Source organism: Streptomyces sp. NPDC037410 (assembly GCF_055602235.1).
In genome coordinates this window covers 38,020-50,697 of record NZ_JBVJWR010000007.1, presented here as the reverse complement: position 1 = coordinate 50,697, position 12,678 = coordinate 38,020, and the positions used below count along the sequence as shown (strand labels likewise).

The following is a 12,678-nucleotide window of genomic DNA, read 5'->3' as shown; positions in this document are numbered from 1 at the left end:
GGGCGCACAGTGAGCGCCATGAAGACCGAGAACGTGTCGAGGACGGTCCTGGCGGCCGGGGTGGGCGCGGTGCTCGCGGCGACGGCGCTGCTGTACGTCCCGGAGTTCTCCGGGCAGGGCCCGCCGCCCCCGCCCGGACCGGCGGAGCGGGCGGTGATCGCGGCCCACGCGGGCGCGCAGGCCGCGCTGCCGGACCTGGCCGCGCTGATCGCCGACCGGGAGACGTGGCTGCGGGCCCACCCGGAGGACGAGGCGTCCTGGGCGGAGCTGGGCGCGGCGTACACGGAGCGGGGCAGCCGGCGCGGAGACGTACGGGACTATCCGCGGGCCGAGCGGGCGCTGCGCCGCTCGCTCGCCGAACGGCCCGCCGCGCGCGGCAATCCGGAGGCGCAGCTGGGCCTCGGGGCGCTCGCGGGGGCGCGGGGCGACTGGCGGACGGCGAAGGAGTGGGGGGAGCGGGTGCGGAAGGCCGACCCGCGCCACTGGCCGGTGTATCCGGTCCTCATCGACGCGTACAACGGGCTCGGGGAGTACCCGGCGGCCCAGAAGGCCATGGAGAGCCTGGAAGGGCTCCACGCGGGCGCGATGGTGCGGGGCAGGGCCGCGGAGACGTTCCGTGACCGGGGCTGGCGCGAGGACGCCGACGCGGCGGCCTTCGACGCGGCGGCGCTCGCGGAGACGGACACGGAGAAGGCGGCGGCGCTCGCGCGGCTCGGGGACCTGGCGTGGGAGCGGGGCGAACCGGCTGAGGCGCTCGGGCGGTACGGGGCGGCGCTGCGGCTCGTACCGGACCACGGGCCCTCGCTCGCCGGCCGGGCGCGGTCGCTCGCGGGCCTCGGTCGCACGGAGGAGGCGGTGCGCGGCTGGGGGGCGGCCCTGGCACGGCTGCCGCTGCCGGAGTACCTCCTGGAGGCGGGCGAGCTGTACGAGTCGCTGGGGCGCGACGGGGAGGCTCGGGCGCTGTACGAGCGGCTGCGTGCAGGCACGTGGAGCGGCGCGGAGGTGCCCCTTGCGCTCCTCGACGCGGACCACGGCGATCCGGCGGCGGCGGCCGTACGCATGCGGGCGGAGTGGGCGCGCGGCCACCGCTCGGTGCGGGCCGCGGACGCGCTGGGATGGGCGCTGCACCGCTCCGGCGCGTCGAGGGAGGCGCTGGGGTACGCGCGACGGGCCACGGAGGAGGGGGTGCGGAGTGCGCTCTTCACGTACCACCGGGGGGAGATCGAACGGGCCCTTGAGCAGCCGGCCCCGGCGCGCCGTCACCTGGCGGAGGCGCTGCGTCTGAACCCGGGGTTCTCGCCGCTGCACGCGCGGCGGGCGGAGGCCGCCCTGACGTCACTGGGCGACCTCCCGGACGAACTCCCGGCGGAGCTGCGCGGGAAGCCGGCGCGACCACGGCGCACCTGAACGCATGCCCGGCCCACCCCCCGTATGGGCCGGGCATGCGTGAGGGGCCCCGGGGCCGGGCCCCGGGACCCCTCACGAGCGGTGGCTACAGGTTGCCGCGCTTCTCCTGCTCGCGCTCGATCGCCTCGAACAGCGCCTTGAAGTTGCCCTTGCCGAAGCCCATCGACCCGTGCCGCTCGATCATCTCGAAGAAGACGGTCGGGCGGTCCTGGACCGGCTTGGTGAAGATCTGCAGCAGGTAGCCGTCCTCGTCGCGGTCGACGAGGATCTTCAGCTCGCGCAGGGTCTCGACGGGGACGCGCGTCTCGCCCGCCCACTCGCCGAGCGTGTCGTAGTACGAGTCGGGGGTGTCGAGGAACTGGACACCGGCGGCCCGCATCGCGCGCACGGAGGCGACGATGTCGTTCGTGGCGAGGGCGATGTGCTGCACGCCGGCGCCGCGGTAGAACTCCAGGTACTCGTCGATCTGCGACTTCTTCTTCGCGATCGCCGGCTCGTTGATCGGGAACTTCACCTTGAGGGTGCCGTCCGCGACGACCTTCGACATGAGCGCCGAGTACTCGGTCGCGATGTCGTCGCCCACGAACTCCTTCATGTTCGTGAAGCCCATGACCTTGTTGTAGAAGCCGACCCAGTCGTTCATCTTGCCGAGCTCGACGTTGCCGACGCAGTGGTCGATGGCCTGGAAGGTGCGCTTGGCCGGGGGCTCGACGATCGGGTTGGCGGAGACGAAGCCCGGCAGGTAGGGGCCGTCGTAGCCGGAGCGCTCGACGAGGGTGTGGCGGGTCTTGCCGTACGTGGCGATGGCGGCGAGGACGACGGTGCCGTTCTCGTCCTTCAGCTCGTAGGGCTCGGTGATGCCGGTGGCGCCGTGCTCGACGGCGTAGGCGTACGCGGCGCGGGCGTCCGGCACCTCGATCGCCAGGTCGACGACGCCGTCGCCGTGCTCGGCGACGTGCTCGGCGAGGAAGCGGCCCCAGTCGGTCGTGGCCTTGATGACGGAGGTGAACACGAAACGGGCGGAGCCGTTGGTGAGGACGTAACTGGCGGTCTCGCGGCTGCCGTTCTCCGGTCCGGAGTAGGCGACCAGCTTCATGCCGAAGGCCGTGGAGTAGTAGTGCGCGGCCTGCTTGGCGTTGCCGACGGCGAAGACGACCGCGTCCATTCCCTTGACCGGGAAGGGATCGGCCTCACGCGCGGTGGAAGGGGTGTGATCGATGGTCTCAGTCATGGCAGCAATGTCCCGCCGTTCGGCAAGGTGCGCAAGAGTTTGATTTTTCGCTGGTCAATCTGCACAGCGATCGGTCAGCATGGCCGTGCGACTTGTACATCCTGACCATGGGGAGACCACTGTGGCGATCGATCATTTGGACGGCCGGCTGATCGCGCTCCTCGCGCGCGAGCCGCGCATCGGCGTCCTGGAGGCCTCACGGCGTCTGGGGGTGGCGCGCGGGACGGTGCAGGCGCGGCTCGACCGGCTCCAGGCGAGCGGGGTGATCAGGGGGTTCGGGCCGCAGGTGGACCCGGCGGCGCTGGGCTATCCGGTGACGGCCTTCGCGACCCTGGAGATCAAGCAGGGCCAGGGCGCGGACGTGCGGGGCCATCTGGCGACGGTGCCGGAGGTCCTGGAGCTGCACACGACGACGGGCCACGGCGACATGCTCTGCCGGCTCGTCGCCCGCTCGAACGCGGACCTCCAGCGGGTGATCGACAAGGTGGTGGCCTTCGAGGGGATCGTGCGGGCGTCGACGGCGATCGTGATGGAGAACCCGGTGCCGCTGCGGATCATCCCGCTGGTGGAGCAGGCGGCGGCGGGTGAGCCGACGGCGTAGGGCCGGCACGGTCCCGACGAGTCCGACGAGTTGCAAAGAAGTCTCTGCAAAAAACCCTTGCAGAGACTTCTTTGCAACTCTACGGTGAAGCCATGCCCGAAAAGCAGCCCGCCCCGCAGCCGGACACGCGGCCCGAGACTCAGTCCGGCTCGGAGCCCGGCTCGCAGTCCGCCGAGTCCCTGAGCCGCTCGCTCGACCCCCGCTCCCTGCGCGCCCTCGCCCACCCCCTGCGCATCCAGCTGCTGCGCGCCCTGCGCCGGTACGGGCCCGCCACCGCCTCCCAGCTGGCCGAACGGCTCGGCGAGTCCAGCGGGGCCACCAGCTACCACCTGCGCCAGCTCGCCGCCCACGAGTTCATCGTGGACGACCCGACGCGCGGCAAGGGCCGGGAGCGGTGGTGGAAGGCGGTCCACCGGGGGACGCGCTTCGACGAGACGCTCCACCGGAACCCCGACCCCGAGGTCCAGGGCGCCCTCGACGTGATCATGCACGAGATCGCGACCATCCACACCCAGGAGCTGTCGACCTGGGTCGCCACCCGCCACACCTGGGACGACGCCTGGGCCGGCGCCTCGGACTTCAGCGACTTCCGGCTGAACCTCCCGCCGGAGCGGCTGCGCGAGCTCAACGAGAAGATCCACGCCCTGATCGACGAGTACAGCGAGACCTCCGACCCCGACGCGCCGGGCGCCGAGCGCGTACGGATGCACCTCCACGCGTTCCCGCAGCACGACAACTGACGGAAGGAACCACAGAGCCATGCACGCCGACATCCACCTCCAGCTGCACCACCAGAACGCCGCCGAACTCCACCGCGCCGCCCAGAAGCGGGCCCGCGCCGTGGCCTCCCCGCCCCTCCGCGTCCAGCTCGGCTGGAGGCTCGTCGAGCTGGGCCTGCGCCTGGCCACGCCCGCGCGGCAGCCGATCGCCCTCGCCGCATGACCGCGCCGGGGGGACACGCAGCGGGTACGACGCACCGCGACCGCACACCACTGGCCACCGTCCTGGCCGCCAACGCCATCTCCATCAGCGGCAATTCACTCACCCTCATCGCCGTCCCGTGGTTCGCCCTGGAGACCACGGGCAGCCCCGGAAAGGCCGGGTTCGTCGCCTTCTGCGCCGCGCTCCCCGTCCTCCTCTCGGCCCTCGTCGGCGGCCCCGTCATCGACCGGATCGGCCGCCGCCGGGTCTCCATCGCCTCCGACCTGGTCTGCGCCCTCGCGCTCACCGCCATCCCGCTGCTCAACCACGCCGGCGCGCTCCGGTTCTGGATGCTGTGCGCGCTGATGGCCGTCACCGGCCTCTTCCACGCCCCCGGCGAGACCGCCCGCAACGTCCTCACGCCCGACCTGGCCGAGCGGGCCGGCACCCCGCTCTCCCGCGCCACCAGCTTCTACGACGCCGTCTCGCGCGGCGCCCGGATGACCGGCGCCGCGCTCGCCGGCCTGCTCGTGGCCCTCCTCGGCGCCGACTCCGTCCTGTACATCGACGCGGCGACCTTCGGCGTCTCCGCGCTCCTCGTCGTCCTGGGCCTGCGCGGCATCCCGTCCGCCGAACCGGCGCGCGGAGCACCGCCGTTGTCCCTGGCCGTGTACCGGGCGGACCTGCGCGAGGGCTACGCGTTCATGCTCCACACCAAGCTGCTCCTCGGCGTCAACATCATGGTCATGGTCACCAACGGCCTGGCGCAGAGCTGGAGTTCGGTCCTGCTGCCGGTGCACGCCCGGGAGGAGCTCGGCGGTTCGGCGGCGCTCGGTCTGCTCGTCGCCGTCTTCGGCGGCTCCGCCCTCACCGGCGCCCTGCTGTACGCGGCGGTCGGCCACCGCTTCCCCCGCCGTCCGGTCCTCGCGGTCGGCTTCCTCCTCTGCGGCAGCCCCGTGTTCGTGACGGCGGCCCTCACCGACACCCTCACGCCCCTGCTCGTGGCGATGGCGCTCGGCGGCCTCGGAGCCGGCGTGCTCAACCCGATCCTCGGCGCGGTCTTCTACGAGATCGTCCCCGAGGGGCTGCGCAGCCGGGTCGGCAGCGCCAGCACGGCCAGCGTGCTGCTCACGACCCCGCTCGGCGGACTGGCCGCGGGCTTCCTGGTGGAGCGGATGGGCATCACCGCCACGCTGCTCGGCCTCGCCGGGGTCTACTTCCTGGCGACGCTCTGCCCGCTGGTCTTCCCGGCCTGGCGCGCGATGGACGCGCCCCGTCCGCATCCCTCCTCCGGCAAGGCCGGGATCAGCAGGACGGAACCTTCGACTCCTGCCCCTGCTGAAGGGCCCGCAGGGACGCCACCGCGTCGCTGAGCGCGGTCACGGGCACGAGCCGGAGGCCCTTCGGCTGCTCGGCCAGGGCGTCCGAGCACTCCTTCTTCGGTACGAGGAAGACGGTGGCCCCGTCCCGGGCGGCGGCCTGCGTCTTCAGGGACACCCCGCCGACCGCGCCGACCGTCCCGTCCGGGTCGATCGTGCCCGTACCGGCGACGGTCCGGCCGCCGGTGAGGTCACCGCCGTGCCCGTCGCCGTCGAGCTTGTCGACGATGCCGAGGGAGAACAGCAGCCCGGCGCTGGGCCCGCCGATGTCGGCGAGGTGGAGGGTCACCTTCACCTTCTCCGGGTCCTCCTTCAGGTACCCGAGCGCGGCGAGGGCGGCCGCGTCCTGCGACTCCTTCATCTGACCGAGGTTGTGCTTCTCGATCTCGGCGTCGGACTTCCCCGCGGGGTAGACGGAGTCGTGCGGCAGGACGGCCCGGTCGGTACGGAACCAGGCGTCGGTCACGTCCCCGAGGTCCACGTCCTCGGACGGCCCGGTCGCGAGGATCGTCGTCATCCGCAGCTGGCCCTCGGTCGGCCGGACGGGGGCGCCGGTGATCGTGATGATCTCCCGCCCCTGGTCCTTGCCGAGCACATCGGCGGTCGTACCGGGCTGCGCGATCGCGAACGGCAGCGGCGCGAGCCCGACGACGGCGAAGAGCGCGGCGACGGGGAGGGCGCAGAGCGCGAGGGCGCGGGAACGCGAAAGACTGGAGAACACGCCCCCAGGCTACTGGGACGCCCCACGTAACACCGACCTACCGGCCCGGACCGCCGCCGGGCGGGGCGGTGCCCCGATCCGCGCGGGCCCGCCCCTGCGTGGGCGGTGCCCCCGCCGACCCGCCGTGTGGGCAATCGTCCCGCAGGGCGATGGGGGTCCCCCCTGCTCGAGCGAAGCCGAGAGCTTGGGGGAGGGTGGGCACACGGGACGGCGCCCTTTAGCGCGCCTCCGCGTTCCGCACCATGTCCGCACCGCCAGTGCCGTGCGGACATGGTGCGGGTCAGGGCGCGGAAGCCTCTGGCGCCGGCAGGGCGCGGCTCCGTTGTGCCCACCCGTTCCGCCCTGCCGAACGATTGCCCACAACGGGGGTCCGGGAGGGGATCGTTGCCGCGCGCTCTAGCGCAGCGCGTCGGCGACCTCCCGCGCCGCGTCCACCACCCGCGGCCCCACCCGCTCCGGTACCGCGTCCGCGAGCATGACGACGCCGACGCTGCCCTCGACGCCCGTGACGCCCACCAGCGGCGCCGCGGCACCGCTCGCGCCGGCCTCCAGTTCGCCGTGGGTGAGGGTGTAGCCGGGCTCGGTCAGTCCGCCCTGGCGGGCGGCGAGGATCGCGCGGCCCGCGGCGCCCCGGTCGAGCGGGTGCCGGAAGCCGGCCCGGTAGGCGACGTGGTAGTCGGTCCAGGTCGGTTCGACGACGGCGACGGCGAGCGCCTCCGCACCGTCGACGAGGGTCAGGTGGGCGGTCGCCCCGATGTCCTCGGCGAGCGAGCGCAGCGCGGGCAGCGCGGCCTCCCGCACCAGGGGGTGGACCTGGCGCCCGAGCCGCAGCACGCCGAGGCCGACGCGGGCGCGTCCGCCGAGGTCGCGGCGGACGAGGGCGTGCTGCTCGAGCGTGGCGAGGAGCCGGTAGACCACGGTCCGGTTGACGCCGAGTCGGTTGGACAACTCGGTGACCGTCAGGCCGTGGTCGGTGTCGGCGAGCAGTTTGAGGACTCTGAGTCCCCGGTCGAGCGTCTGGGAGGTCTCCGCGGTCACGACGCCCTCTCCTTCAGGGTGAGTGGCGGCGGGCTCTCACGGAGTTGCGGCGCCGGTCCCGCGGCGACGCACGTCAGAGGCCGCCGGCAGGAAGGGGTACACCGGCTGCGCTCCGCGGCGGCGCTGCCACGGGGCGATTGCTTGTGGCCGGGACAGTAGCGGCGCGCTCCGCTCAGCGGAAGACCTCGTCCAGAATCCGGGCGCCGGCGACCGGAACAGGACGGTTCGGGACCTTCGTCGGTCGGACGAGGGACTTTGGCTGACAAGATCGGCTATGTCGTGCCCGTACCGTGGAGGCGTCTGGAGGCGCCCGGAGGCCGACCGTGGGGGCCGGCCTCCGGGCCCGCTCCCCCTTGGGGGGCCGGCCTCCGGGCCCGCTCCCGTGGTGCCCACGGGACGCGACGAGGCCCGTACGCACACCGGCGTACGGGCCTCGTTCGTGCTTCAAGGGCGTCACGGGCTCAGCGCATCCGCGTGGCCCACTCCTGCACCTTCTTGATCCGCTCGCGGATCTGTCCGGCGGTCGCCTCCGCGCTCGGCGGCCCGCCGCAGACCCGGCGCAGCTCGGTGTGGATCACGCCGTGCGGCTTGCCGCTCTGGTGGACGTACGCGCCGACCATCGTGTTGAGCTGTTTCCGCAGCTCAAGGAGCTCCTTGTGGGAAACGACAGGGCGTCGTTCCGCCGGAAGCTCCAGCAGGTCCGCCTCGGTGTCCGGCCTCTTGCGGCTGTGCGCGATCTGCCGGGCCTGCCGCTTCTGCAGGAGCAGCTGCACCTGATCCGGTTCGAGCAGCCCCGGAATCCCGAGGTAGTCCTGCTCCTCCTCGCTGCCGGGGTGGGCCTGCATGCCGAACTCGGCGCTGTTGTACAGCACGCGGTCGAAGACGGCGTCGGACTCCAGCGCCTCGAAGGGCAGCATGTCCTGCTCGCCGGTGTCCTCGTCCTGCTGGCGTTCGGCCTCGGCCATCTCCTTCTCGGACTCGGCGTACGGGTCCTCGTCCTCGCCGGCCTTCTTCGGCTTGTCGAGGACGTGGTCGCGCTCGACCTCCATCTCGTTGGCGAAACCGAGGAGGCTGGGGATCGTCGGAAGGAACACGGACGCGGTCTCGCCGCGCCTGCGGGATCGCACGAAGCGGCCGACGGCCTGGGCGAAGAAGAGCGGGGTCGAGATGGTGGTGGCGTAGACGCCGACGGCGAGCCGCGGCACGTCGACGCCCTCGGACACCATGCGGACGGCGACCATCCAGCGGTCGGTGTTCTCGCTGAACTCGTCGATGCGGTTCGAGGCGCCGGTGTCGTCGGAGAGGACGACGGTGGCCTTGGTGCCGGTGATCTCGCGGATCAGCTTGGCGTACGAGCGGGCCGAGTCCTGGTCGGAGGCGATGACGAGGCCGCCGGCGTCCGGGATGGACTTGCGGACCTCGGTGAGCCGGCGGTCGGCGGCGCGCAGCACGTTCGGCATCCACTCGCCCTTGGCGTCGAGCGCGGTGCGCCAGGCCTGCGAGATCGCGTCCTTGGTCATCGGCTCGCCGAGGCGGGCGGCGATCTCGTCGCCGGCCTTGGTGCGCCAGCGCATGTTGCCGCTGTAGGAGAGGAAGATGACCGGCCGGACGACGCCGTCGCCGAGGGCGTTGCCGTAGCCGTAGGTGTAGTCGGCCGACGACCGGCGGATGCCGTCGTTGCCCTCCTCGTACGTGACGAAGGGGATCGGGTTCGTGTCGGACCGGAAGGGGGTGCCGGTGAGCGCGAGGCGCCGCGTGGCGGGCTCGAAGGCCTCCAGGCAGGCCTCGCCCCAGGACTTGGAGTCTCCGGCGTGGTGGATCTCGTCGAGGATGACGAGGGTCTTGCGCTGTTCGGAACGGTTGCGGTGGAGCATGGGCCGCACGCCGACGCCGGCGTACGTGATCGCGACCCCGTCGTACTCCTTGCTCAGCGGCCCGGCGCTGTAGTCGGGGTCCAGCTTGATCCCTATCCGCGCCGCGGCGGCCGCCCACTGCTTCTTGAGGTGCTCGGTGGGTGCGACGACGGTGACCTGCTGCACGACGTGGTGGTGCAGCAGCCACGAGGCGAGGGTCAGCGCGAAGGTGGTCTTGCCGGCGCCGGGCGTGGCGACCGCGAGGAAGTCACGGGGCTGCTCCTGGATGTACTTCTCCATCGCGCCCTGCTGCCAGGCACGCAGCTTGCCGGCGGTACCCCACGGGGCCCGTCCGGGGAAGGCGGGAGAAAGGTGATGGGAGGAGGTGGCGGTAGTAGTCACGATCTCCGGGTTCGACGCTCGTCACGGAATGACAGTCCAGATATGACAACCGGGCCACCTTACCGGCGGCCCGGGAGGAACCACGCATGAAACGGTCGACCGCAAGCCCCTGACCTCGCGAGGTGCGGCGAGTGTCACAGTCACGGCCGAGCGACTGAGCGGCCGAGCAGCTCAGCACCTCGGCGACTCGGCGGCTCGGCGACTCGGCGGCTCGGCGACTCGGCGGCTCGGCGACTCGGCGACTCAGCACCTCGGCGACTCAGCAGCTCAGCGGCTCAGCGGCTCGGCGACTCGGCGACTCGGCGGCTCAGCGGCTCGGCGGCTCAGCGCGCGAACCTCGGCAGCTGTGCGGCGATCTTGGGGACGTCGAGGGCGCCCTGGCAGACGTCCAGGACGAACGACTCCGCTTCGTCGACGTCGAAGCCGGAGTCGAGCGGGTGTCCGTTCAGGTGGAGGAAGACCCACGTCGCGTACCAGGCGATCCGCTTGTTCCCGTCCACGAGCCCGTGGTTGCGGGCCAGCGACTCCATGAGCGCGGCGGCCTTCTGCCAGATGTCGGGGTAGGCGTCCTGCCCGAACACACTGGACTGCGGGCGTGCGAGGGCGGAGTCGAGCAGGCCGTAGTCGCGCACCTCGTCCGCCCCGAGCCGCTCGGCGAGGTTCAGCAGCTCGGGGAGGGTGAGGTAGTACGTCACGCAAGCCTCCGGTTCAGCTCCTCGCTGACCTTCAGCACGTGCTCGGCCGCCTCGTCGAAGAGGCGGGAGTGTTCGTCGATGGCCCGCATCACGGCGTCGTGCGCGAAGGACTGCATGCTGCGTCCCTCCGCCTCGGCGCGCTCACGCAGTGCCTTCAGCTCTTCGTCGGTGAACCTGACATTGAGACCAGCCATAGGGCGATGGTACCGCGCGGTACCACGCGGTGTCAGGGGCCTTTCGGGGCCACGGCCCGCTCCGGCGCGGCATGCAGGCGCGTAGCGACCCACACCCCCACCGCCGCCACCGCGGCCACCGGCAGGAAGACGGCCGCGAAGGCGGCCGGGTGGGAGCCGGTGGACGCGCCGGCGTCCATCGCGTGGCCGACCGCGCCGCCGCCGAGCGCCGCGAAGGCCGCGCCGCCGGCCGCGAGGAGCAGGACGTTGGAGAGGCCGTCGGAGATCTGGAGCGCGGCCGAGTTGGCGCCGACCTCCTCGGGGGCGGAGAGCTTCATGAGGATCACGCTGGTCGAGGAGATCACCACGCCCATGCCGAAGCAGCCGAAGGCCCACACCACCGCGACCGTCCACGCCGGCACGGACGCGATGAGCACGCTGGGCGCGCCGGCGATGGCGAGGGCGATGAGGGCCATGCTGAGGACGACGAGCCGCTCGCGGTACGGCTCCGTCCACGGCCGGGACTGGATCCAGGAGCCGACCGCCCAGGTGAGGCCGCCGAGGGCGAGGGAGAAGCCGGCGAGGGTGGGGCTGAGGCCGCGCTCGGAGACCAGCATCAGGGGGATGAAGGACTCGGCGGCGATGAAGGTCCCGGCGGCGATGCCGCGGAGCAGGATGACGGCGGGCAGGCCGCGGGCGGCCCGCCAGGTGCCGCGCGGCAGCAGTCCGCGGACGGCGGGCACGAGCAGCGCGAGGCCGGCCGCGGCGGGCAGGAGGGCGAGGGGACGGAGTTCCTGGCCCGCGTACTGGAGGAGGGCCGCGCCCGACGAGATGCCGAGGGCCAGCACGATCCGGCGCCGGTCCCAGGGCGCGAGGGGCGCCTGGGGGTCGGCGGGGCCGGAGGCGGTGCGGCGTATCGCGGGGAGGGCGAGGGCCAGCGGGAAGACGACGAGGACGGGGATGCCGACGAAGACCCAGCGCCAGCCGAGGTGCTCGGTGATCGTTCCGGAGGCGAGGGGTCCGACGACGGACGGCACGACCCAGCTGGCGGCGAAGGCGGCCATGATCGCGGGCCTGAGGTGTTCGGCGTAGGCCCGGCCGACGACGACGTACAGGGCGACGATGACGAGGCCGCCGCCGAGGCCCTGCACGGCGCGGCCGAGGATGAACATCCACATGGCGCCGGCGGTCCCGGAGAGGAGGAGCCCGGCGGCGAAGGCGCTGATGCCGGCGGTGAGGGGCGCGAGGGGGCCGCTGCGGTCGGACCACTGGCCGGCCAGGACCATGCCGAAGAGGCTGGTGGTGAAGTACGCGGAGAAGGCGAAGGCGTAGAGCGCGATGCCGTGCAGCTCACGGGCGGCGACGGGCATGGCGGTGCCGACGGCGGTCGCCTCGAAGGCGATGAGGAGGACGACGGAGACCATGCCGATGCTGAGCGCCCGGTGATCCGGGTCGAGGACGGACCCCTTGGCGACGCCGGGTACGGCAGGGGGTCCGGGGGTGGGGGCGACGTCGGCGTCGCGGGGTTCGAGGGCGCTCATTCCCCCAGCGTAAGAGGTGAAAGCGGATATGGCCCCTGTCAGGAGTCCCGGTCCGCCTCGACCCTTGGACGTACGACCACGAACGCGATGTTGCGGCGGTGTGGCAGTCGTATGGCACGACGCCCGGAACCCTTGAGCCCCTCCCGGCCCCCGCCTACGGTCGTACTCGTGCACAACACGACCGTGTGCCCGAGTGGTTGAGGGGCTCGCCTGCAAAGCGAGTTACGTGGGTTCGAATCCCGCCACGGTCTCCAAGCGATCTCCCCGACGGGAGCTCACGGGAGCTTCACAGCACACCGCGCGGTGTGCTGTGATCCGCCCATGGACGATCAAGGCAGACGCAGAGTGGGCATCCTCATCGGCGTGGGCCTCGCCTGCGGCCTCCTGCCCGGGATCACCCTGGCCGGCACGGAGACCCTGGACAAGTTCCTCGCCGTCCTGATGGCGGTCATCGTCATGACGATCACCAACCAGCTGATCTTCGTCGGCCCGTCGGGCCGCGTCCCCCTCCTCGCCCTCTCGGTCTTCGGCCTCGCCGGCTACGTCCAGGACGCCCTGGTCTGGTGGCTGCTGTCCTGGCTGGGCCCGAAGATCGGCAACATGCACATCGAGGGCCTCGGAACGATCCTCCTCGCGGCCCTGATCACCCGCACGACGGTCCTGCTCCTGTCCCAGCTGACCTCGACCACCGAAACGGCCGAGGACTGACGGACGGG

The 12,678-nt window shown here is 72.4% G+C and carries 13 protein-coding genes and 1 tRNA gene; 7 read left to right on the top strand and 7 right to left on the bottom strand.

Going from position 1 to position 12,678, the window contains the following annotated elements; translation table 11 throughout:
- Positions 1-18 precede the first annotated feature (18 nt).
- On the top strand, positions 19-1,407 hold the full coding sequence (locus ACZ7HT_RS13500; protein ID WP_471164162.1) for a tetratricopeptide repeat protein: 1,389 nt from the start codon (positions 19-21) through the stop codon (positions 1,405-1,407).
- An 85-nt stretch (positions 1,408-1,492) separates the two neighbouring features.
- On the opposite strand, the gene hppD is transcribed toward ACZ7HT_RS13500, so the two are convergent.
- Positions 1,493-2,638 carry a 4-hydroxyphenylpyruvate dioxygenase gene (gene hppD, locus ACZ7HT_RS13495; RefSeq protein ID WP_471164159.1) on the bottom strand — a complete coding sequence of 382 codons (1,146 nt, stop codon included), beginning with the start codon at positions 2,636-2,638 and terminating at the stop codon, positions 1,493-1,495.
- 121 nt (positions 2,639-2,759) lie between these two features.
- Between hppD and ACZ7HT_RS13490 the strand changes: the two genes are divergently transcribed.
- From ACZ7HT_RS13490 to ACZ7HT_RS13475, 4 genes are all read left to right on the top strand, one after another.
- Positions 2,760-3,239: an Lrp/AsnC family transcriptional regulator gene (locus ACZ7HT_RS13490; RefSeq protein ID WP_116160754.1), complete on the top strand. Its 480-nt coding sequence runs from the start codon at positions 2,760-2,762 to the stop codon at positions 3,237-3,239.
- Between the two features lie 92 nt (positions 3,240-3,331).
- On the top strand, positions 3,332-3,979 hold the full coding sequence (locus tag ACZ7HT_RS13485; RefSeq protein ID WP_471164156.1) for an ArsR/SmtB family transcription factor: 648 nt from the start codon (positions 3,332-3,334) through the stop codon (positions 3,977-3,979).
- A 19-nt stretch (positions 3,980-3,998) separates the two neighbouring features.
- Positions 3,999-4,181 (top strand): hypothetical protein, encoded by a 183-nt coding sequence (locus ACZ7HT_RS13480; RefSeq protein ID WP_471164154.1) that lies wholly within the window; start codon positions 3,999-4,001, stop codon positions 4,179-4,181.
- Positions 4,178-5,533 carry an MFS transporter gene (locus ACZ7HT_RS13475; protein ID WP_471164152.1) on the top strand — a complete coding sequence of 452 codons (1,356 nt, stop codon included), beginning with the start codon at positions 4,178-4,180 and terminating at the stop codon, positions 5,531-5,533. The genes ACZ7HT_RS13480 and ACZ7HT_RS13475 overlap by 4 nt, the downstream gene beginning before the upstream one ends.
- Here ACZ7HT_RS13475 and ACZ7HT_RS13470 read toward each other — a convergent pair.
- The 6 genes from ACZ7HT_RS13470 to ACZ7HT_RS13445 form a co-directional block, all read right to left on the bottom strand.
- On the bottom strand, positions 5,466-6,260 hold the full coding sequence (locus tag ACZ7HT_RS13470; RefSeq protein WP_471164149.1) for a S16 family serine protease: 795 nt from the start codon (positions 6,258-6,260) through the stop codon (positions 5,466-5,468). The genes ACZ7HT_RS13475 and ACZ7HT_RS13470 overlap by 68 nt on opposite strands.
- Positions 6,261-6,656: 396 nt before the next feature.
- Positions 6,657-7,298 carry an IclR family transcriptional regulator gene (locus ACZ7HT_RS13465; protein ID WP_116160749.1) on the bottom strand — a complete coding sequence of 214 codons (642 nt, stop codon included), beginning with the start codon at positions 7,296-7,298 and terminating at the stop codon, positions 6,657-6,659.
- Between the two features lie 461 nt (positions 7,299-7,759).
- Entirely contained in the window at positions 7,760-9,556 is a 1,797-nt protein-coding gene (locus ACZ7HT_RS13460) for a DEAD/DEAH box helicase (protein WP_471164847.1), read from the bottom strand.
- A gap of 320 nt (positions 9,557-9,876) precedes the next feature.
- Positions 9,877-10,248, bottom strand: a complete 372-nt coding sequence (locus ACZ7HT_RS13455; RefSeq protein WP_471164146.1) for a type II toxin-antitoxin system death-on-curing family toxin — start codon at positions 10,246-10,248, stop codon at positions 9,877-9,879.
- Complete coding sequence (locus tag ACZ7HT_RS13450) at positions 10,245-10,442, bottom strand: Arc family DNA-binding protein (RefSeq protein ID WP_471164144.1); 198 nt, start codon at positions 10,440-10,442, stop codon at positions 10,245-10,247. The genes ACZ7HT_RS13455 and ACZ7HT_RS13450 overlap by 4 nt, the downstream gene beginning before the upstream one ends.
- A 32-nt stretch (positions 10,443-10,474) precedes the next feature.
- Positions 10,475-11,962 carry an MFS transporter gene (locus ACZ7HT_RS13445; RefSeq protein ID WP_471164142.1) on the bottom strand — a complete coding sequence of 496 codons (1,488 nt, stop codon included), beginning with the start codon at positions 11,960-11,962 and terminating at the stop codon, positions 10,475-10,477.
- Positions 11,963-12,141: 179 nt separating this feature from the next.
- Here ACZ7HT_RS13445 and ACZ7HT_RS13440 point away from each other — a divergent pair.
- Positions 12,142-12,216, top strand: a tRNA-Cys gene (locus tag ACZ7HT_RS13440).
- A 67-nt stretch (positions 12,217-12,283) separates the two neighbouring features.
- Positions 12,284-12,670 carry a hypothetical protein gene (locus ACZ7HT_RS13435; RefSeq protein WP_471164139.1) on the top strand — a complete coding sequence of 129 codons (387 nt, stop codon included), beginning with the start codon at positions 12,284-12,286 and terminating at the stop codon, positions 12,668-12,670.
- The last annotated feature ends 8 nt before the right edge of the window (positions 12,671-12,678 follow it).